This window comes from Pseudomonas segetis, from assembly GCF_900188155.1.
Classification (GTDB): domain Bacteria; phylum Pseudomonadota; class Gammaproteobacteria; order Pseudomonadales; family Pseudomonadaceae; genus Aquipseudomonas; species Aquipseudomonas segetis.
On the sequence record NZ_FZOG01000001.1, the window covers coordinates 1,143,843 to 1,162,973 of the forward strand.

At 56.4% G+C, this 19,131-nt stretch carries 20 protein-coding genes; 9 read left to right on the plus strand and 11 right to left on the minus strand.

Annotated features, from left to right (window positions below):
- Positions 1–68: 68 nt before the first annotated feature.
- A complete protein-coding gene (icd, locus tag CHB79_RS05230) occupies positions 69–1,325 on the plus strand; it encodes an NADP-dependent isocitrate dehydrogenase (protein ID WP_089359089.1) in 1,257 nt (418 codons plus the stop codon).
- Positions 1,326–1,369: 44 nt separating this feature from the next.
- Here the strand turns inward: icd and cspD are convergent, their stop codons facing one another.
- On the minus strand, positions 1,370–1,633 hold the full coding sequence (gene cspD / locus CHB79_RS05235) for a cold shock domain-containing protein CspD (RefSeq protein WP_010483946.1): 264 nt from the start codon (positions 1,631–1,633) through the stop codon (positions 1,370–1,372).
- A 232-nt stretch (positions 1,634–1,865) separates the two neighbouring features.
- Between cspD and clpS the strand changes: the two genes are divergently transcribed.
- Together clpS and clpA are read left to right on the plus strand one after the other, a co-directional pair.
- A complete protein-coding gene (gene clpS, locus CHB79_RS05240; RefSeq protein ID WP_010483948.1) occupies positions 1,866–2,228 on the plus strand; it encodes an ATP-dependent Clp protease adapter ClpS in 363 nt (120 codons plus the stop codon).
- A 29-nt stretch (positions 2,229–2,257) separates the two neighbouring features.
- Entirely contained in the window at positions 2,258–4,528 is a 2,271-nt protein-coding gene (gene clpA, locus CHB79_RS05245; protein WP_010483950.1) for an ATP-dependent Clp protease ATP-binding subunit ClpA, read from the plus strand.
- Positions 4,529–4,724: 196 nt separating this feature from the next.
- Here the strand turns inward: clpA and infA are convergent, their stop codons facing one another.
- From infA to trxB, 4 genes are all read right to left on the minus strand, one after another.
- A complete protein-coding gene (infA, locus tag CHB79_RS05250) occupies positions 4,725–4,943 on the minus strand; it encodes a translation initiation factor IF-1 (protein WP_002553999.1) in 219 nt (72 codons plus the stop codon).
- Positions 4,944–5,159: 216 nt separating this feature from the next.
- The gene (locus CHB79_RS05255) at positions 5,160–5,867 is read right to left on the minus strand and encodes an arginyltransferase (protein WP_010483952.1); all 708 of its coding nucleotides are present in this window, start codon (positions 5,865–5,867) and stop codon (positions 5,160–5,162) included.
- 54 nt (positions 5,868–5,921) lie between these two features.
- On the minus strand, positions 5,922–6,611 hold the full coding sequence (aat, locus tag CHB79_RS05260; RefSeq protein WP_089359090.1) for a leucyl/phenylalanyl-tRNA--protein transferase: 690 nt from the start codon (positions 6,609–6,611) through the stop codon (positions 5,922–5,924).
- A gap of 99 nt (positions 6,612–6,710) precedes the next feature.
- Complete coding sequence (trxB, locus tag CHB79_RS05265; RefSeq protein WP_089359091.1) at positions 6,711–7,661, minus strand: thioredoxin-disulfide reductase; 951 nt, start codon at positions 7,659–7,661, stop codon at positions 6,711–6,713.
- A 274-nt stretch (positions 7,662–7,935) separates the two neighbouring features.
- Here trxB and ftsK point away from each other — a divergent pair, with 274 nt between their 5' ends.
- The 6 genes from ftsK to cysG all read left to right on the plus strand — a co-directional run bounded on the left by ftsK (position 7,936) and on the right by cysG (position 15,586).
- Positions 7,936–10,308 carry a DNA translocase FtsK gene (gene ftsK, locus CHB79_RS05270; protein WP_089359092.1) on the plus strand — a complete coding sequence of 791 codons (2,373 nt, stop codon included), beginning with the start codon at positions 7,936–7,938 and terminating at the stop codon, positions 10,306–10,308.
- 29 nt (positions 10,309–10,337) lie between these two features.
- On the plus strand, positions 10,338–10,964 hold the full coding sequence (gene lolA, locus CHB79_RS05275; protein WP_089359093.1) for an outer membrane lipoprotein periplasmic chaperone LolA: 627 nt from the start codon (positions 10,338–10,340) through the stop codon (positions 10,962–10,964).
- 19 nt (positions 10,965–10,983) lie between these two features.
- Complete coding sequence (locus tag CHB79_RS05280; protein ID WP_089359094.1) at positions 10,984–12,309, plus strand: replication-associated recombination protein A; 1,326 nt, start codon at positions 10,984–10,986, stop codon at positions 12,307–12,309.
- Positions 12,306–12,680: a fluoride efflux transporter CrcB gene (gene crcB, locus CHB79_RS05285; protein ID WP_010484279.1), complete on the plus strand. Its 375-nt coding sequence runs from the start codon at positions 12,306–12,308 to the stop codon at positions 12,678–12,680. The genes CHB79_RS05280 and crcB overlap by 4 nt, the downstream gene beginning before the upstream one ends.
- A 166-nt stretch (positions 12,681–12,846) precedes the next feature.
- The gene (serS, locus tag CHB79_RS05290; protein WP_089359095.1) at positions 12,847–14,127 is read left to right on the plus strand and encodes a serine--tRNA ligase; all 1,281 of its coding nucleotides are present in this window, start codon (positions 12,847–12,849) and stop codon (positions 14,125–14,127) included.
- A 64-nt stretch (positions 14,128–14,191) separates the two neighbouring features.
- Complete coding sequence (gene cysG, locus CHB79_RS05295; protein WP_089359096.1) at positions 14,192–15,586, plus strand: siroheme synthase CysG; 1,395 nt, start codon at positions 14,192–14,194, stop codon at positions 15,584–15,586.
- A 22-nt stretch (positions 15,587–15,608) separates the two neighbouring features.
- On the opposite strand, the gene CHB79_RS05300 is transcribed toward cysG, so the two are convergent.
- The 6 genes from CHB79_RS05300 to tusD form a co-directional block, all read right to left on the minus strand.
- Positions 15,609–16,610, minus strand: a complete 1,002-nt coding sequence (locus CHB79_RS05300) for a glutathione S-transferase family protein (RefSeq protein WP_089359097.1) — start codon at positions 16,608–16,610, stop codon at positions 15,609–15,611.
- A 120-nt stretch (positions 16,611–16,730) separates the two neighbouring features.
- Positions 16,731–17,714 (minus strand): glycosyl transferase family protein, encoded by a 984-nt coding sequence (locus tag CHB79_RS05305; protein ID WP_089359098.1) that lies wholly within the window; start codon positions 17,712–17,714, stop codon positions 16,731–16,733.
- Positions 17,711–18,046, minus strand: coding sequence for a TusE/DsrC/DsvC family sulfur relay protein (locus CHB79_RS05310; protein WP_010678599.1), 336 nt, complete (start codon positions 18,044–18,046; stop codon positions 17,711–17,713). Before CHB79_RS05310 ends, CHB79_RS05305 begins: the two co-directional genes overlap by 4 nt.
- The gene (gene tusB / locus CHB79_RS05315; RefSeq protein WP_089359099.1) at positions 18,043–18,342 is read right to left on the minus strand and encodes a sulfurtransferase complex subunit TusB; all 300 of its coding nucleotides are present in this window, start codon (positions 18,340–18,342) and stop codon (positions 18,043–18,045) included. The genes CHB79_RS05310 and tusB overlap by 4 nt, the downstream gene beginning before the upstream one ends.
- On the minus strand, positions 18,342–18,698 hold the full coding sequence (tusC, locus tag CHB79_RS05320; protein WP_089359100.1) for a sulfurtransferase complex subunit TusC: 357 nt from the start codon (positions 18,696–18,698) through the stop codon (positions 18,342–18,344). Before tusC ends, tusB begins: the two co-directional genes overlap by 1 nt.
- Position 18,699: 1 nt before the next feature.
- Positions 18,700–19,092, minus strand: coding sequence for a sulfurtransferase complex subunit TusD (gene tusD, locus CHB79_RS05325; protein WP_089359101.1), 393 nt, complete (start codon positions 19,090–19,092; stop codon positions 18,700–18,702).
- Positions 19,093–19,131: the final 39 nt, after the last annotated feature.

Consider the following 19,131-nt stretch of genomic DNA (forward strand, 5'->3'; position numbering starts at 1 on the left):
GGTTGCCCGGATTTACTGGGCTAAGCTCAAAGGCAACCAGAGGTTTCACTCAAGCAAAGGAGTTCAGCATGGGATATCAAAAGATCCAGGTACCGGCAGTCGGTGACAAAATTACCGTTAATGCAGATATGTCGCTCAACGTCCCGAATAATCCGGTTATTCCCTATATCGAAGGGGATGGCATCGGCGCCGATATCAGCCCGGTCATGATCAAGGTTGTCGATGCAGCTGTTGCCAAGGCTTACGACGGCAAGCGCAAGATTTCCTGGATGGAGGTCTTTGCGGGCGAGAAGGCCACCCAAGTCTACGATCAGGACACTTGGCTGCCCAAGGAAACCCTGGAAGCGGTGCGAGACTATGTCGTCTCGATCAAGGGGCCGTTGACCACCCCCGTAGGCGGCGGTATTCGCTCGCTGAACGTTGCGCTGCGCCAGGAGCTTGATCTGTATGTCTGTCAGCGCCCGGTGCGCTGGTTTACCGGTGTACCCAGCCCGGTCAAGAAGCCAGGCGATGTCGATATGGTGATTTTTCGCGAGAACTCTGAAGATATCTACGCCGGGGTCGAGTGGAAGGCCGGCTCACCTGAAGCCGAAAAGGTCATCAAGTTCCTCACGGAGGAAATGGGTGTCAAAAAGATTCGCTTCACTGAAAACTGCGGTATCGGTATCAAGCCTGTTTCACTTGAGGGTACCAAGCGCTTGGTTCGCAAGGCGCTGCAGTATGCGGTCGATAACGATCGCAGCTCGGTGACCTTGGTGCACAAGGGCAATATCATGAAATTTACCGAAGGTGCGTTCAAGGAATGGGGCTACGAAGTCGCGCGTGATGAGTTTGGCGCCCAATTGCTCGATGGCGGCCCATGGATGCAATTCAAGAACGCGAAAACCGGCAAGAACATCGTGGTCAAGGACGTGATTGCTGATGCGATGCTGCAGCAGATTTTATTGCGTCCTGCCGAATACGATGTGATCGCCACGCTCAACCTCAATGGTGACTACCTGTCGGATGCTCTGGCTGCAGAGGTGGGAGGTATTGGTATTGCGCCAGGTGCGAACCTTTCCGACACCATTGCCATGTTCGAGGCGACGCACGGTACTGCACCCAAGTATGCAGGCCAGGACAAGGTCAACCCGGGCTCCCTGATTCTTTCGGCCGAAATGATGTTGCGGCATATGGGCTGGGTCGAAGCGGCTGATTTGTTGATCAAGGGGACCGAGGGCGCGATCGAGGCCAAGACCGTGACCTATGATTTCGAGCGACTGATGGAGGGCTCGAAGCTGATGTCTTGCTCTGAGTTCGGAGATCAGATGATTTCGCACATGTAGCAGGCAAGAAAAAGCCGGTTATTAACCGGCTTTTTCATCCATGGCTAGGCTTCTGCTGTCGTATCTTGGGTTTGAGTGACGGTAGCTGGCGCCTCGGTGCTGGTTGTGACATTGCTGATATTGACAGCATGAAGTCCTTTGGGGCCCTGAATAATGTCGAAGCTCACAGGCTGTCCGGCTTTCAGCGTTTTGTAGCCGTCCATCTGGATCGCCGAATAATGGGCGAACAGGTCCTCATCGCCGCCATCAGCCACGATAAAACCATAACCTTTAGCGTTGTTGAACCACTTGACCTTACCGCTTAGCATGCTGATATCCCTCTGCAAAGGACCCCGTCTCTGGGGTATCATCCACTTTGATTGCGCGCCATCCCTTAGTCCATATGTGGGGTAAAGCGCGGAACCCCTTACACCCAGTCCGGGTATTTATTGTTTGTAACACCGATTTGCCGATAGTCAAGGTGATTGAGTGCATAAACAGTGAGCTGCACCATACTTTGGATTGGGTCATCCATTCGCCCTACAACGAACTTTTACAACCATGCATGCAAGTAGCCAGATTCGACTAACATTCAATCAGGATCAACCTGCACAACATGAGGACGACTCCACAGGCACGGTTGTGCAGGAGTCAAAGCCCGCACTGCAGGCGCCGCCAATGTACAAAGTCGTCTTGTTTAATGATGACTACACGCCAATGGATTTTGTGGTGGAGGTGCTGGAGATGTTTTTCAGCCTTAATCGCGAGCTGGCAACCAAAATTATGCTGACCGTCCATACAGAAGGGCGGGCCGTATGCGGTGTGTTTACCCGCGATGTTGCCGAAACCAAGGCAATGCTGGTAAACCAATACGCTAAAGAAAGCCAGCATCCACTACTCTGTGAGATCGAGAAGGACGGCTAATGCCGTTCGCTTGGGCATGAGGTGAAGCTATGTTAAATCGAGAGCTCGAAGTTACCCTCAACTTGGCATTCAAGGAGGCTCGTACAAAACGTCATGAATTCATGACAGTAGAGCACTTGCTACTGGCCCTATTGGACAATGAGGCGGCAGCCAGCGTGCTGCGTGCCTGTGGTGCAAACCTCGATAAGCTACGGCACGATTTGCTGGAGTTCATTGACTCAACCACGCCACTGATCCCGTTGCACGACGAAGAGCGTGAAACCCAGCCAACCCTGGGTTTTCAGCGTGTATTGCAGCGCGCGGTGTTCCATGTGCAGAGTTCCGGCAAGCGCGAAGTCACTGGCGCCAATGTGCTTGTGGCCATTTTCAGCGAGCAAGAAAGTCAGGCAGTGTTTTTGCTCAAGCAGCAAAGTGTTGCGCGCATCGATGTGGTCAATTTCATTGCCCATGGCATTTCCAAGGTGCCTGGGCACGGTGGTCAGCCTGACGGTGAACAGGATATGGGCGATGAAGAAGGCGGTGAATCTTCGATTTCCGGCAATCCCCTGGACTCCTTTGCCAGCAACCTCAACGAGCTAGCCCGCCAGGGGCGTATTGATCCGCTGGTTGGTCGCGAAACCGAAGTTGAGCGTGTTGCGCAGATCCTTGCGCGGCGGCGCAAGAACAACCCGCTGTTGGTGGGCGAGGCGGGAGTCGGTAAAACCGCAATCGCCGAAGGCCTGGCCAAGCGTATTGTCGACAACCAGGTTCCGGATCTGCTGGCTGACAGCATCGTCTATTCGCTGGATCTCGGTGCGCTGCTGGCCGGCACCAAATACCGGGGCGACTTCGAGAAGCGTCTCAAGGCGTTGCTCAACGAGCTGCGTAAGCGCCCTCACGCGATTTTATTTATCGATGAGATCCATACCATCATTGGCGCCGGTGCGGCCTCTGGCGGCGTCATGGATGCCTCCAACCTGCTCAAGCCCATGCTGTCGTCAGGTGAAATCCGCTGTATTGGCTCGACCACCTTCCAGGAGTTCCGGGGGATCTTCGAGAAAGACCGGGCGCTGGCAAGGCGCTTCCAGAAGGTCGATGTAGTCGAGCCGTCGGTAGATGACACCATCAGTATTCTGCGTGGCCTGCGTGCGCGTTTCGAGCAGCATCACAATATCGAGTACAGCGACGAGGCCCTGCGTGCCGCCGCCGAGCTGGCTTCGCGCTACATCAACGACCGGCATATGCCGGATAAAGCCATTGATGTGATCGACGAGGCAGGCGCCTACCAGCGTCTGCAGCCAATCGAAACGCGGGTCAAGCGCATTGATGTGGCTGAAGTTGAGGACATCGTCGCTAAAATAGCGCGAATTCCGCCTAAGCACGTCAGCAGCTCTGATAAGGAGTTGCTACGCAACCTTGAGCGTGACTTGAAACTGACCGTATTTGGCCAGGAGGCGGCAATCGATTCGCTGTCCACTGCCATCAAGCTCTCCCGTGCCGGACTCAAGGCGCCAGACAAGCCTGTCGGTTCGTTCCTGTTTGCGGGTCCGACCGGGGTTGGCAAGACAGAAGCCGCGCGTCAGTTGTCCAAGTCGCTGGGTATCGAGCTGATTCGTTTCGATATGTCCGAGTACATGGAGCGCCATACCGTTTCGCGTTTGATTGGTGCGCCGCCGGGCTATGTCGGTTTCGATCAGGGCGGGTTGCTGACAGAAGCCATCACCAAGACACCGCATTGCGTGCTGCTGCTCGATGAAATCGAGAAGGCTCACCCCGAGGTGTTCAATTTGCTGCTGCAGGTGATGGACCACGGCACATTGACCGATAACAACGGCCGTAAAGCCGATTTCCGTAATGTGATTCTGATCATGACGACCAACGCTGGCGCAGAAACAGCAGCCCGTGCGTCGATTGGCTTCACCCACCAGGATCACTCCAGTGATGCCATGGAAGTCATCAAGAAGAGCTTCACCCCCGAGTTCCGCAATCGCCTGGATACCATTATCCAGTTTGGTCGCTTGAGCACCGAGGTGATCAAGAGCATCGTTGATAAGTTCCTCACCGAGTTGCAGGCGCAGCTTGAGGACAAGCGCGTCATGCTTGAGGTCAGTGAGGCGGCACGGACATGGCTTGCGGATTCGGGTTATGACGCAACCATGGGCGCTCGTCCGATGGCACGTTTGATCCAGGATAAGATCAAGCGTCCGCTGGCAGAAGAGATTCTGTTTGGCGAGTTGTCAGATCATGGTGGTGTGGTGCATGTCGACCTTGAAGGCGGTGAGCTGACCTTCGAGTTTGAAACCACGGCCGAGATGGCTTGATCGGTATTGCTCGACCAGGTTCGCCTGGTCGATGCAACAACAAAAATGCCCGGCTGATAACCGGGCATTTTTTGTATCTGCTGCTTGAGCAAACGTGCTAGGTGCATTGCGCTTAAGGTTCTAGGCAAAAGCCAAGGACGAAGCAAAAGCCGTCCTGATAGATCCGGCCCAGTTGGCGCAAGGCGGTTCGCAGGTATTAACGAGCGCGGTAGGTGATGCGACCTTTGCTGAGGTCGTAAGGCGTTAGCTCAACGCGCACCTTATCGCCGGTCAAGATACGGATGTAGTTTTTGCGCATCTTTCCGGAGATGTGCGCAGTTACGACGTGCCCATTTTCCAACTCCACGCGAAACATGGTGTTGGGCAGGGTGTCGACGACAGTGCCTTCCATTTCGAAGCTGTCTTCTTTCGACATGCAGTAAAGCCCTCGGTATCCAATGAATGGCCCGGTGCAACTGGCGCCAGGCAAAAGCGGCGTGCATTGTGCCCGAAAACAGGTGCTTACGCCAAGTGATCCTCAGAAAAAGGTAACAAGCTGTCGGCAATCAAGGTCAAAAACGGGTAAAACAGCATTTAAGTGCTAGTTATTCGCCATCAGCCGTGCGATGACTCCAGCAAAGTATTCCTGGCGTTACACAAGGCTCAGCCAGCGTTGGTTGATGAAGAGCTCAATCGGACGGTATTGAGTCTTGTAATTCATCTTCCTGCAGTTTTTTATCCAGTAGCCTAGGTACACCGCGTGCAGTCCAAGTCGGACTGTCTCGGCTATTTGCCAAAGAATTGCGAAGCGACCGAGGCTGCGGCGTTCTTCACCAGGTTCGTAGAAGGTGTAGACCGCAGACAGACCATTGGGCAAGACATCGGTTACGGCGAGTGCAAGGAGTTGGCCGTCAAGGCGGAACTCGAAGAATCGACAAAAAGGCAGGTCGCGCACCAGAAAGGTCGAAAACTGCTCGCGGCTGGGCGGGTACATGTCACCGTCTGCATGGCGCTGCTCGATATAGCGCGAGTACAGCGCGTAATACTCTTCGGTAAAGCTTGGGCGTACGCTTGTGACCTGAATGTCAGCGTTGCGCTTGATAATCCGTCGCTGCTGGCGATTGGGGCTGAAATCAGCCGCAGGAATACGCGCAGGCACGCACGCCGTACAGCCTTGGCAGTGTGGGCGGTACAGGTGGTCGCCGCTGCGCCGAAAACCCATTTCCGATAGCTCTGCATACACCTGGCCATCCATTGGCTGGCTAGGGTCGAGGAACAGTGTTGTCGCCTGTTCGTCGGGCAGATAGCTGCAAGGGTGAGGCTGGGTCGCATAAAACTTCAGACGGGCCAGCTCGGTCATATTTGGCTCTCGTGGAATGCCTTTAATCAGTGTAAGCCAGACAAGCTAACTCGACTAGCCGATACAGGATTGCCAATCAATTGTGCAGGGCTGATCAAGGTTTTGGCGCAAGGTGCTGGCAAACAGTTCGCGGCTGATAGCCCTGGCGCCGAAACTGTGCAGGTGCTGGGTTGGCATTTGGCAATCGATCATCACGAAGCCGGCGGCCTTGAGATGTTCGACCAGGGTTACAAAGCCGACTTTAGAGGCATTGTCGGCGCGACTGAACATCGACTCACCAAAAAACAGCCTTCCCATCGCAAGGCCATACAGGCCACCAATCAGTTGCTGGTCTTGCCAAACCTCGACCGAATGCGCCAATCCGCGCTTGTGCAGCTCCAGATAGGCCTTGCGCATGCTGCTGGTGATCCAGGTTTCATTAGCGTAGGCACGCGGCTCAGAGCACGCAGTAATGACCGCGGCGAAATCCTGGTCGAAGGTGACACGGTAGCGCCCCTGGCGCATTACTTTGCCCAGGCTGCGCGAAATATGCAGTTCGTTCGGGAATAGGACGGTGCGAGGATCAGGCGACCACCAGAGAATCGGCTGGCCGTCGCTAAACCAGGGGAAGCATCCATGACGATAAGCCATGATCAGGCGCTCTGCACTCAAGTCGCCACCCGCTGCGAGCAGGCCGTTGGGTTCTTGCAGGGCTTTGTCGAGTGCTGGGAAGTGCAGTGAATCGCGTTGTAACCAGGTCAGCATTGAATTGGCCCGAAAGGGTAGGGCGGTGCATGCGCAGCCGCCCGGTTCATCTGTAAGCCGTGCCTGACAAGCCAGCAGGACGTGCCTGCTGGGCTGTCATCAGTTGTCGTCGAGAAACTTTTCGACATCCAGTGCGGCCATGCAGCCGGCGCCTGCAGAGGTAATGGCCTGGCGATAAACGTGATCAGCCACGTCGCCGGCGGCAAACACACCCTCGATGCTGGTGGCCGTGGCGTTACCTTCGCTGCCACCTTTGATTTTCAGGTAGCCGTCATGCATGTCGAGCTGGCCCTGAAAGAGGTCGGTGTTTGGCTTGTGGCCAATGGCGATGAACACGCCAGCGAGCGGCAGGTCCTGGGTCTCACCGGTTTCGGTGCTTTTCAGGCGCGCGCCGGTGACGCCACTGGCATCGCCCAGGACTTCTTCGAGGGTAGTGTTCCAGTGCATGCGCATATTGCCATTGGCAACCTTGTCAAACAGCTTGTCTTGCAGGATTTTCTCGGAGCGCAGCTTGTCGCGGCGGTGTACCAGGTGGACTTCCTTGGCAATATTGGACAGGTACAGCGCTTCCTCGACTGCAGTATTACCGCCGCCGATCACCGCAACGACCTGGTTGCGATAGAAGAAACCGTCGCAAGTGGCACAGGCGGAAACACCCCGGCCGGAGAAAGCTTCTTCCGATGGCAGGCCGAGGTATTGGGCGCTGGCGCCAGTGGCAATAATCAGGGCGTCACAGCTGTAGGTGCCGCTGTCGCCCTTGAGGATGAACGGGCGCTGCTGCAACTCGGCGGTGTGGATGTGGTCGTAGACTAGCTCGGTGTCAAAGCGCTCGGCGTGCTTTTGCATGCGCTCCATCAGCGCCGGCCCGGTCAGGCCTTCGACATCACCCGGCCAGTTGTCGACCTCGGTCGTGGTGGTTAGCTGGCCGCCGGGCTGGATGCCGGTGATGATCACAGGCTTGAGATTGGCCCGTGCCGCGTAGACCGCTGCGCTGTAGCCGGCAGGGCCGGAACCTAGAATGATCAGACGTGAATGCTTGACTTCGCTCATAGAAACACCTCATAAGCCTTTGTCACCAAAGAGAATGCATGCTCAAATTGAACTGCGCGGAAATAGCTTGGCGGCTATGCTACACCGAAGCAGGCTTGAGCGGGAATCAAGGACTATTGTCTGCGGCAAAACCACGCGCAAGCCTGCATGGAGCATGGCGTCGCGCCGCTAAACCCGTACAATAGGTGGATAAGTCATAACTCGCCATTGGCTTGGTTGCAGGCCATGGCACAGGAACAGATGCGTTTTGAAGAAAACTAGCCCTACAGCTCAAATGCCCATGTGGCGTCAGCAATTACCGTATCGACTCAAGGAAGGGGCGCTTATTGCCCTCGGAGCACTGTGCCTGTACGTCTGGATGGCCTTGCTGACCTACGACCCGAATGACCCGGGCTGGACCCACACCAGCAATGTCGCCCAGGTGCAGAACGCGGCCGGTCGCGCCGGGGCCTGGTCGGCAGACATCCTGTTCATGGCGCTGGGCTATTTTGCTTATCTGTTTCCCCTGTTGCTCGGGGTCAAGACCCTGCAGGTGTTTCGTGCCCGGCATGAGCCTTGGCAGTGGAGTGGCTGGCTATTCTCCTGGCGTTTGATTGGCCTGGTGTTCCTCGTGCTCTCGGGAGCCGCGCTGGCCTACATACACTTTCCGGCGGGTAACAGCATGCCCGCCTCATCAGGTGGCGCGCTGGGCGAAAGTATCGGCCAATTGGCTGAAAATGCCTTGAATGTTCAAGGCAGCACACTGTTGCTGATTGCTTTGTTCCTGTTTGGCTTGACCATCTTTACCGATTTGTCCTGGTTCAAGGTCATGGACCTGACTGGCAAGATTACCCTGGATTTGATTGAGCTGATCCAGAGCCTGGCCAATCGCTGGTGGAGCGCCCGGACCGAGCGTAAGCAGTTGCGTATTCAGTTGCGCGAGGTTGATGAGCGAGTGGCGCAAGTGGCGGCTCCGGTGGCTCGCGATCGGCGCGACCAGGTCAAGGCCAAGGAGCGCATTATCGAGCGTGAGGATTCGCTGAGCAAGCACATGAGTGCCCGTGAAGGGCGTCCTGCGCCCATTATCACGCCACCTTCGGCGCCAGCAGTGCCTGAGCAAAGCAAGCGCGTGCAGAAAGAGAAGCAGGTGCCGTTGTTTGTCGACAGTGCGATCGAAGGCACCTTGCCGCCCATCTCATTGCTTGATGCGGCCGAGAAAGTCCAAAAGCAATTTTCGCCAGAGTCGCTTGAGGCCATGTCGCGACTGGTTGAAATCAAGCTCAAGGAGTTTGGTGTCGAGGTTGTTGTCGAGTCGGTCCATCCAGGCCCGGTGATCACGCGTTTCGAGATCCAGCCAGCCGCCGGGGTCAAGGTCAGCCGTATTTCCAATCTTGCAAAAGACCTTGCGCGCTCGATGGCGGTGATCAGTGTGCGCGTGGTCGAGGTCATTCCTGGCAAGACCACCGTTGGTATCGAAATCCCCAACGAAGACCGGCAGATGGTGCGTTTCTCCGAAGTCCTGTCTTCCCCCGAATACGATGAGGCCAAGTCGCCAGTGACCCTGGCCCTGGGGCACGACATTGGCGGCAAGCCGGTCATTACCGATTTGGCGAAGATGCCACACTTGCTGGTTGCCGGTACCACGGGCTCCGGTAAGTCGGTTGGTGTTAACGCCATGATCCTGTCTATTTTGTTCAAGTCGACGCCAGAAGAGGCGCGCTTGATCATGATCGACCCGAAAATGCTTGAACTGTCGATCTACGAAGGCATTCCACACCTGCTGTGCCCGGTGGTAACCGACATGAAGGAGGCCGCCAACTCGCTGCGCTGGAGCGTTGCCGAGATGGAGCGCCGTTATAAGCTGATGTCGAAGATGGGCGTGCGTAACCTGGCCGGTTTCAACCGCAAGGTCAAAGATGCAATAGAAGCGGGCACGCCGATTCCTGACCCGTTGTATCGCCGTGAAAGCATGGAAGACGAAGCACCATTGCTCAAGCCGTTGCCAACAATCGTGGTGATAGTCGACGAATTTGCCGACATGATGATGATCGTCGGCAAGAAGGTCGAGGAGTTGATTGCCCGTATCGCCCAGAAAGCCCGGGCCGCGGGTATTCACCTGATCCTTGCGACGCAGCGCCCATCGGTTGACGTGATCACCGGCTTGATCAAGGCCAACATCCCAACGCGAATGGCGTTCCAGGTGTCGAGCAAGATCGACTCGCGGACCATTCTCGACCAGGGTGGCGCCGAACAGTTGCTGGGCCATGGCGACATGCTCTATTTGCCGCCTGGCACCGGTCTGCCGATTCGCGTGCATGGCGCATTTGTTTCGGATGACGAGGTACACCGCGTGGTCGAAGCGTGGAAACTGCGTGGCACACCGGACTATATCGAAGAAATCCTGGCTGGCGTTGAAGAGTCGGGCAGTGGCTTTGAGGGTAGCAGCGAAGGCGGTGATGACAGCGAAGATGACCCGCTTTACGACGAGGCGGTACGCTTTGTGACTGAAAGTCGTCGCGCATCGATTTCAGCCGTGCAACGTAAGCTCAAGATTGGTTACAACCGTGCCGCGCGGATGATCGAATCAATGGAAAACGCCGGTGTCGTAACCTCAATGGGTACCAATGGCTCACGTGAAGTTATTGCGCCAAGCCCTGTTCGCGATTAATTGTTTTCAACCTGATCCTAAGGAGTCCCATGCGCCTTTTCCGCATGTTGTTACTGAGTGTGCTGAGCCTGACTTGCCTCAATGCCATGGCTGATGACAGTGCCGCGGTCAAGCGTTTGACTGAACTGCTCAGCCAGGCGCAAACCATTTCTGCGCGCTTCTCGCAGTTGACCCTCGATGGCAGTGGCAGCCAGTTGCAGGAAACCGCCGGTGAGCTTTCCCTAAAGCGCCCGGGCCTGTTCCGCTGGCACACTGATGCGCCGCAAGAGCAGTTGCTGGTGTCCAATGGTAAGCAGGTCTGGCTATACGATCCGGATCTTGAGCAGGTGACCATCCAGAAAATGGATCAGCGCCTGACCCACACCCCGGCACTTTTGTTGTCTGGCGATGTGTCGAAGATCAGCGAAAGCTTTGATATCAGCTACAAGGAGGCGGGTAACGTGGTCGATTTCACCTTGAAGCCCAAGTCCAAGGACACCTTGTTCGATAACCTGCGCCTGTCGTTTCGCAGTGGCGTTGTCAATGACATGCAGTTGATTGACAGTATTGGTCAGCGTACCAACATCCTGTTTCTCAATGTGAAGATGAATCAGCCGATCAAGGACAGTGAATTCACTTTCGAAGTGCCCAAGGGCGCGGATGTCATTCAAGAGTAAGAGGTCGTAGCTCGCCTTTATGGATTTGTTTCGCAAGGCTCCTGTTGCTCAACCCCTGGCCGCGCGTTTGCGGGCCACTACGCTGGATGAGTATGTCGGTCAGGAGCACTTGCTCGCCCGTGGCAAGCCGCTGCGCGAAGCACTTGAGCAGGGCGCGCTGCATTCGATGATCTTCTGGGGGCCGCCTGGTGTGGGTAAAACCACCCTGGCACGACTGCTGGCCCAGGTTTCCGATGCGCACTTTGAAACCATCTCGGCGGTGCTTTCCGGCGTCAAGGAGATTCGCCAGGCGGTCGAGGTCGCGCAGCAACATGCGGCGCAATACGGGCGCCAAACCATACTGTTTGTCGATGAGGTCCACCGCTTCAACAAGTCACAGCAGGATGCGTTCTTGCCTTATGTTGAAGACGGTACCCTGATTTTTATCGGCGCAACCACAGAAAACCCGTCCTTTGAACTGAACAACGCATTGCTTTCCCGGGCACGGGTCTATGTGCTCAAAAGCCTGGATGAAGCAGCGCTGCGCAAGCTGGTTGACCGCGCCCTGTATGACCCCAAGGGCTTGGGTGATCGTCAGCTGAGCTTGCCAGAAGAAAGCTTTGCCATCCTTATGGCGGCAGCGGACGGCGATGGCCGGCGCCTGCTTAACTTCCTGGAAAATGCCGCAGACCTGGCAGATGACGGCGGGGAAATCACCGCTGAGTTGTTACGGGACCTGCTGGGCGACAGTCGTCGACGCTTCGATAAAGGCGGCGAGGCTTTTTATGACCAGATTTCCGCGTTGCATAAGTCGGTGCGCGGCTCCAGTCCTGACGGTGCGCTGTACTGGTATGCAAGGATGATCGATGGCGGCTGCGATCCGCTGTACATTGCTCGTCGAGTGGTGCGCATGGCCAGCGAAGACATCGGCAACGCTGACCCGCGAGCCCTGAGCCTGTGTTTGTCCGCCTGGGATGTTCAGGAGCGCCTTGGCAGCCCCGAGGGTGAACTGGCAGTCGCCCAGGCGATTGTCTATCTGGCCTGTGCACCCAAAAGCAATGCGGTATACAGCGCGTTCAAGGCCGCCATGCGTGACGTGGCCGAAAACGGCTCCATGGAAGTGCCGCTGCATTTGCGTAATGCACCGACAAAATTGATGAAGCAATTGGGTTATGGCGATGAGTATCGTTACGCCCATGACGAGCCTGATGCCTATGCGGCTGGCGAAGACTACTTTCCCGAGCAGCTTGAGCCGCGCCAGTATTACCAGCCTGTGCCCCGTGGCCTTGAGTTGAAAATTGGCGATAAGCTCAAGCATTTATCCGCGCAGGATGCCGCTAGCCCGCGTAAAAGGAGAGAGTCATGATCAAAGTGGTTGCTGCGGTCGCTGCCGGTGGGGCGTTGGGCAGTACCTTGCGCTTTTTAACCAGCTATTGGGTGCAGCGCCACTGGCCGCAGCATTTTTACATGGCCACCTTCAGCGTCAATATTATCGGGTGTTTTTTGATTGGCCTGTTAAGCGGGCTGTTTTTGTTGCGCACCGATATTCCGCTCGAATTGCGGACCGGCATTACCGTGGGCGTACTCGGTGGCTTGACGACTTTTTCATCATTCAGCCTGGAAACTATAAGGTTGATTGAGGGCGGCCAGGCTGCGATTGCCTTTGGCTACCTGGCGGCAAGTTTGATTGGCGGGCTGCTGGCTGCGTGGGGCGGGTTGTCCTTGACCCGCTTATGACTCGGTCGGTGTCATCCGTTTTAGGTCTTTTGCCTGGCTAATGGCGGCGATTCGCATTTTTTTCGGCTCATGCTTAGCACTCGGCGCCGCTAACCCTTAAACTTGTCTCCATTCTGTCTCATGGCCCCGGCCATGCAATTCACACCCTTTGTATTGAGATATCAGCATGCTCGACGCCAAACTGGTGCGCACCGAACTTCAAGCAGTCGCTCAGCGCCTTGCCACTCGTGGTTTTCAGCTCGACGTAGCGCGTTTCGAAGACCTTGAAGCGCAGCGCAAAACCCTGCAAACCCGTACCGAGCAACTGCAAGCCGAGCGTAACGCACGTTCCAAGTCCATTGGCCAGGCCAAGCAGCGCGGCGAAGATATTGCGCCTTTGCTGGCGGAAGTTGATCGCATGGGCAGCGAACTGGAGCAGGGCAAGCGTGATCTGGATGCCATTCAGGTCGAGCTCGATAGCATTTTGCTTAACCTGCCAAACCTGCCCCATGAGTCCGTGCCAGTGGGCGCCGACGAGGACGACAACCTTGAAGTCCGCCGCTGGGGCACGCCAAAAGAGTTCGATTTCTCGGTGCAGGATCACGTTGCCCTGGGTGAGCAGCATGGTTGGCTGGATTTCGAAACCGCTGCAAAGTTGTCCGGCGCCCGTTTTGCCTTGCTGCGTGGCCCGATTGCTCGCCTGCACCGCGCGCTCGCGCAGTTCATGATCAACCTGCACACTGCCGAACATGGCTACGAAGAGGCCTACACACCTTATCTGGTTCAGGCGCCTGCGCTGCAGGGCACGGGCCAGTTGCCCAAGTTTGAAGAAGACCTGTTCAAGATCAGCCGCGAGGGTGAAGCTGATTTCTACCTGATCCCAACAGCTGAAGTGTCGCTGACCAACATCGTTGCCGGTGAAATCCTTGATTTCAAACAACTGCCGCTCAAGTTTGTGGCGCACACGCCATGCTTCCGCAGTGAAGCAGGGGCTTCGGGGCGTGATACCCGCGGCATGATCCGCCAGCACCAGTTCGACAAGGTTGAAATGGTCCAGGTGGTTGAGCCAGGCACTTCCGAACAGGCGCTCGAAGATCTCACTGCCAATGCGGAAAAAGTATTGCAACTGCTTGAGCTTCCATATCGAGTGCTTTCTTTGTGCACGGGTGATATGGGTTTCAGCGCGATCAAAACCTACGACCTTGAAGTCTGGGTGCCAAGCCAGGATAAGTACCGCGAGATTTCTTCTTGCTCCAACTGTGGGGACTTCCAGGCGCGACGCATGCAGGCCCGCTACCGTAACCCGGAAACCGGCAAGCCTGAGCTGGTGCATACGCTTAATGGCTCTGGCTTGGCGGTCGGTCGCACACTGGTTGCCGTGCTGGAAAACTACCAACAGGCTGACGGTAGCATCAAGGTGCCAGAAGTGCTCAAGCCCTACATGGGTGGTATCGAAGTCATAGGCTGAGACTGGGTTTGGCCAGGCGTGCCAACGTCCTGGCCTCTTTGATTCGCTGTCTGTTGAGGCTGCCATGGATTTTCTGCCCTTGTTCCACAAACTCAAGGACCGCTTGGTGTTGGTCGTTGGGGGTGGTGAAGTCGCCGTGCGCAAGGCGCGTTTGCTGGCGGATGCCGGTGCGCGCTTGCGTGTAGTCGCTCCCGAGATCCGTACGGAACTCAGCGATATGGTCGAGGCGGGCGGCGGTGAGTTGTTGCTGCGCGGCTATCAGGCACAAGATCTCGAAGGCGTAGCCCTGATCATTGCAGCTACGGATGATGAGCCGCTCAACGCGCAAATATCGACCCAGGCTCAAGCCCTGAGTATTCCGGTAAACGTGGTAGATGCGCCGGCATTGTGCAGCGTGATATTTCCGGCGATTGTCGATCGCTCGCCATTGATCGTGGCCATCACTAGCGGCGGCGATGCCCCTGTGTTGGCGCGCTTGATCCGCGCCAAGATCGAAACCTGGATTCCATCGACTTACGGTCAACTGGCCGGTCTGGCTAAAAAATTTCGCGCTCAGGTCAAAACGCTATTTCCAAATGTCCAGCAGCGCCGGGTGTTCTGGGAGGATGTTTTTCAGGGGCAGGTTGCCGAAAGTGTATTCGCGGGTAAGTTGCACGAAGGTGAGCGTTTGCTGAGCGAGAAGGTCAAGGGTGCCGCGCCGCAAATGCTGGGGGAGGTGTACCTGGTAGGTGCGGGTCCTGGTGATCCCGACTTGCTGACGTTCCGCGCTTTGCGCTTGATGCAGCAAGCGGATGTGGTGCTCTATGATCGTTTGGTTGCCCCCTCCATTATTGAGCTGTGCCGGCGCGATGCTGAGCGGGTTTATGTGGGCAAGCAGCGTTCGGATCACGCATTGCCCCAGGAGCAGATCAACCAGCGTCTTGTCGATCTGGCCAAGCAAGGCAAGCGTGTGCTGCGCCTGAAAGGCGGCGATCCCTTTATCTTCGGGCGCGGCGGCGAAGAGATCGAACAACTGGCTGCCCATGGCATTCCATTCCAGGTTGTGCCGGGTATTACTGCTGCCAGTGGTTGCGCGGCCTACGCTGGAATCCCCTTGACCCATCGGGATCATGCCCAATCCGTGCGCTTCGTTACCGGGCACCTCAAGGACGGGAGCAGCGACCTGCCATGGAGCGAGCTAACCGCTTCGAGCCAGACACTGGTGTTCTACATGGGCCTGGTTGGTTTGCCAGTGATCTGCCAGCAATTAATTGCCCATGGCCGCGCCGCGAACACACCGGCTGCCCTGATTGAGCAAGGCACCACGCAGAATCAACGGGTCTACACCGGAACCCTGGCAGATTTACCAGCATTGGTTGCAGAGAATGAGGTTCGCGCACCGACCCTGGTGATTGTCGGGGAAGTGGTGCAGTTGCGTGAGCAGTTGGCATGGTTTGAAGGCGCTCAGGCCAAGGTCTGAGCGCTGCTCCATCGGGCGGGTGTCAGCCCGCTTTGAAGATGCCTTTGCCTGGCAGGCGCAAGCGGTCATGCGCGCGCAAAAGATCCAGACCCGGCCCCTTTGGCACTATGCCTGTTGGGTTGATGGTGGCATGGCTGGCGTAGTAGTGATGCTTGATGTGTTCGAAATTGACCGTAGGCGCAATGTTTTGCCATTGGTAGAGTTCGCGCAGCCAGTTCGACAGGTTCGGATAATCCTCAATGCGCTTGAGGTTGCACTTGAAATGGCCGTGATACACGGCGTTAAAGCGAACTATGGTGGTGAACAGACGCCAGTCAGCTTCGGTCAGGTATTGCCCCGCCAGGTAGCGTCGATGCTCAAGTAGCGCGTCGATCGCATCCAGCTCTGCAAACAGTTGATCAAAGGCTTCTTCATAGGCCTCTTGTGTGGTGGCAAAACCTGCCCGGTACACACCGTTATTCACCGCCGGATAGATCCGCTCGTTGAGCTGATCGATCTCGCCGCGCAGCGCTTCGGGGTAGAGGTCGAGGTTGTTTTCGGTCAGGTGGTTGAAGGCTGTATTGAACATGCGGATGATCTCCGCGGATTCATTGCTGACAATCCGTTGTTGTTGCTTGTCCCAAAGCACAGGCACGGTCACTCGGCCAGTGTATTGCGGGTCATCGCGGGTATAGCGCTGATGCAGCAACTCGAAGTCGTCGAGCTTGTCGCCACTGGAGCCTTTGGTCTTATCGAAGGTCCAGCCATTTTCGCGCATCAGCCAGCTGACGACGGATACATCAATCAACGACTCAAGGCCTTTGAGTTGGCGAAAAATCAGGGTTCTATGGGCCCAGGGGCAGGCCAGTGACACATAGAGATGATAGCGCCCGGCCTCGGCCTTGAATCCGTTGTCGCCGCTGGGGCCGGCACCGCCATCTGCAGTTACCCAGTTACGCCGCTGGGCGTTTTCGCGTTTGAAACGGCCATCGGCTTTGGTGTCATACCACTGGTCTTGCCACTTGCCATCGACTAATAAACCCATGATCTGTGTCCTTTCAGGCAAGCCGGGCAGCATGGGTGCCGGGCCTGCTAGTGATTGATGGGCACAGTCTAACGTGGGTAAATTGATTTAAAGTCTCAAATTACCCAAGGTTTTGATCGATTATTTCGATGTTAATCGTGCTGTCCAGTAGCGCTCGGCGCGTTCGAAAGCCAGCTCGCGGCTTGTTTCAAGCCCGCGCAAGGCCAGCGCCATGGTGCTGATTACCGCCATCTTCGCGTAGCTGTCATCGCTCTCGCCGCGCCAAAAGCGCAGTAGTTGTTCAGGCTCAAGACTTTCTGGTTTGACATGGCGTTGCGCAGACAAGGCAGGCCAGTCCTCATCCCAGTTCTGGCCATTGGCGGTGCCGTAGAGATGGCTGGTTGCATCAGGATTGATTTCAATTTCACCGCCTTCGCCCTTGATCACAATGGCGCAATCGCCAAGCAACTGGCTGGCTTCGCGGTGTACGGCCTGATAGCCGGGATGAAAGATACTCTGCAGGCAGCAGCGTGCACTCAAGGGGTTGATGATCCGGGTGAGCGAGTGGATAGGCGAACGCAAGCCAAGGGTATTGCGCAGATCGATCATTTTTTGCAGTGGCGCCGACCAGTCTCCCAGAGGAATAAAGCCCAGCGAGTGCTGCTTGAGCGCTTGATCAACCTGCGTCCACGACCGACACAGCGGGATCTCGAGCTGGGTCAGCAGTTGCTCGCTGTAGAGTCGGCCAGCTGTGTGGGCGCCGCCACCGTGCATGAGGATCCGCACGCCGTTGGCTGCAAGGGCTTTGGCTGCAAGCAGGAACCAAGGCAGGTGGCGTTTTTTACCGGCATAGCTGGGCCAGTCGATATCAACCTCTATTGCCGGCGCATTCAGGCGCTCGCGCACCGCCTGGGCAAAGCCAGCCATTTCTTCAGCGCTTTCTTCCTTGTGCCTGAGCAGCATCAGGAAGGCGCCGAGCTGGGTGTCTTCAACCTTGTCATCGAGCAGCATGCCCATGGCTGAATAGGCTTCGTCGCGGGTGAGGTTGCGCGCGCCGCGCTTGCCTTTGCCCAAAATGCGAACGAACTGGGCGAAAGGGTGTTCTGCAGGTGTCTGAAGCTTCATAGACAATTGGTCGGCTTGGGCAGTCCCGCCAGCTTGGCGGCAAGTTTGGCGGGGGTGCCATTGAATAATCGGTTGAGGTGCAGGCTGTTGCCCTGTTCAGGGCCGAGCTTGAGGGCTACATACTTGATTAGCGGGCGATTGGCGGGCGAGAGTTGAAATTCGGCATAGAACTCACGCAGTAGTTTGAGCACTTGCCAGTGCTCTTCGGTCAAGATCAGCGCCTCGCGTTGGGCCAGCGCGGCGGCAACGGCTTCAGACCAGTCATCAAGCTTGCATAGATACCCGTCTTTATCCAGGGCAATGATCTGCCCTGCAACTGTCAGTTCGCTCATAACCAGCTGTTGACCTTGGCGAACTTCAGGCTTAGGCGGACAAACTCAGGGTAATCGATCACTTGCGCGCAGGCAGGGGCATCAATAGAGCGTGCCTGGACATCTTCTTCGAGCGCATAGAGCTGAATACTGTCAGGGATCAGCTCAAGGGCCTGCAGTTGCGGAGTATCGGCAAGCAGCGCGTAAACGGCATCACCGCAGAGCAGCAAGCCGTCATCTTCGTTGAGCAGGCGCAGGCAGCTACTGAGGCTGGCGTCAGTGAACGGGGAGTCGGAGAGTACGTGCAAGGTAGGCATCAGATTGTCACCACTTGATCGTAACGCTCTATAAGTGCGCGTAACGCCGTGTCATCCAGGACTTCGGCGGGAAGTGTGAGTGAAGTTTGCGGCATGCCGCGTTCAGCCAGGCTGCGCGCAGAGACGTAGAGTGAGTCGACACCGAACATTGGCAGCGCCTGCAGGTTTGCGCCCAAATCTTTCTGCTGCAGTTTTTGTGGGTGTTGCCCGGGCATCAACTGCAATGCGCCATCGTCAAGAAACAGCATAGCAATGGGTAAGTCGAATGCACCTCCGGCCAGGGCGATATCCAGCGCTTCGCGTGCGCCGGGGCCAGACCAGGGCGCCTGACGATTGATGATCAACAAGGACTTCACCTCAGGCGCCTCCAAAACAGATTAGACGGTCTGCGATTTGATTGGCTTCATGCAATTGGCCCAGCCCGGAAAGCTGCCACGGGGCCTGAACACTTGCAGCCGTACGCGAATAGCGTGCAGCTTCCTCATCATTCAGCGCACCGCGCCGCAATGCGGCGGCGATGCAGACCACGCCATCGAGTTGATGCTGGTCAACGAACTCACGCCACTGGCTGGGCAGATCAATTTCATCCTGGCCACTGACCACTGCGCTAGATGCGTTGTATACACCGTCCTGATAGAAAAACAGCCGAACTATCTCATGGCCTTGTGCTATTACCGCTTGGGCAAAGCGCAGGGCTCGACGAGAGGAGGGCTGATGGGGTGCTGCAAACAATGCTATGGCGAATTTCATGGTGGGCCAGTCAGTTATTACTTTGTGAATAATAAAGCC

What these genes read in the sequence shown, in the direction of transcription:
- icd (WP_089359089.1), top strand. Translation starts at nt 69, where the DNA reads ATGGGATATCAAAAGATCCAGGTACCGGCAGTCGGTGACAAAATTACC.
- cspD (WP_010483946.1), bottom strand. Translation starts at nt 1,633, where the DNA reads ATGCTAAGCGGTAAGGTCAAGTGGTTCAACAACGCTAAAGGTTATGGT.
- clpS (WP_010483948.1), top strand. Translation starts at nt 1,866, where the DNA reads ATGCATGCAAGTAGCCAGATTCGACTAACATTCAATCAGGATCAACCT.
- clpA (WP_010483950.1), top strand. Translation starts at nt 2,258, where the DNA reads ATGTTAAATCGAGAGCTCGAAGTTACCCTCAACTTGGCATTCAAGGAG.
- infA (WP_002553999.1), bottom strand. Translation starts at nt 4,943, where the DNA reads ATGTCGAAAGAAGACAGCTTCGAAATGGAAGGCACTGTCGTCGACACC.
- CHB79_RS05255 (WP_010483952.1), bottom strand. Translation starts at nt 5,867, where the DNA reads ATGACCGAGCTGGCCCGTCTGAAGTTTTATGCGACCCAGCCTCACCCT.
- aat (WP_089359090.1), bottom strand. Translation starts at nt 6,611, where the DNA reads ATGCTGACCTGGTTACAACGCGATTCACTGCACTTCCCAGCACTCGAC.
- trxB (WP_089359091.1), bottom strand. Translation starts at nt 7,661, where the DNA reads ATGAGCGAAGTCAAGCATTCACGTCTGATCATTCTAGGTTCCGGCCCT.
- ftsK (WP_089359092.1), top strand. Translation starts at nt 7,936, where the DNA reads ATGCCCATGTGGCGTCAGCAATTACCGTATCGACTCAAGGAAGGGGCG.
- lolA (WP_089359093.1), top strand. Translation starts at nt 10,338, where the DNA reads ATGCGCCTTTTCCGCATGTTGTTACTGAGTGTGCTGAGCCTGACTTGC.
- CHB79_RS05280 (WP_089359094.1), top strand. Translation starts at nt 10,984, where the DNA reads ATGGATTTGTTTCGCAAGGCTCCTGTTGCTCAACCCCTGGCCGCGCGT.
- crcB (WP_010484279.1), top strand. Translation starts at nt 12,306, where the DNA reads ATGATCAAAGTGGTTGCTGCGGTCGCTGCCGGTGGGGCGTTGGGCAGT.
- serS (WP_089359095.1), top strand. Translation starts at nt 12,847, where the DNA reads ATGCTCGACGCCAAACTGGTGCGCACCGAACTTCAAGCAGTCGCTCAG.
- cysG (WP_089359096.1), top strand. Translation starts at nt 14,192, where the DNA reads ATGGATTTTCTGCCCTTGTTCCACAAACTCAAGGACCGCTTGGTGTTG.
- CHB79_RS05300 (WP_089359097.1), bottom strand. Translation starts at nt 16,610, where the DNA reads ATGGGTTTATTAGTCGATGGCAAGTGGCAAGACCAGTGGTATGACACC.
- CHB79_RS05305 (WP_089359098.1), bottom strand. Translation starts at nt 17,714, where the DNA reads ATGAAGCTTCAGACACCTGCAGAACACCCTTTCGCCCAGTTCGTTCGC.
- CHB79_RS05310 (WP_010678599.1), bottom strand. Translation starts at nt 18,046, where the DNA reads ATGAGCGAACTGACAGTTGCAGGGCAGATCATTGCCCTGGATAAAGAC.
- tusB (WP_089359099.1), bottom strand. Translation starts at nt 18,342, where the DNA reads ATGCCTACCTTGCACGTACTCTCCGACTCCCCGTTCACTGACGCCAGC.
- tusD (WP_089359101.1), bottom strand. Translation starts at nt 19,092, where the DNA reads ATGAAATTCGCCATAGCATTGTTTGCAGCACCCCATCAGCCCTCCTCT.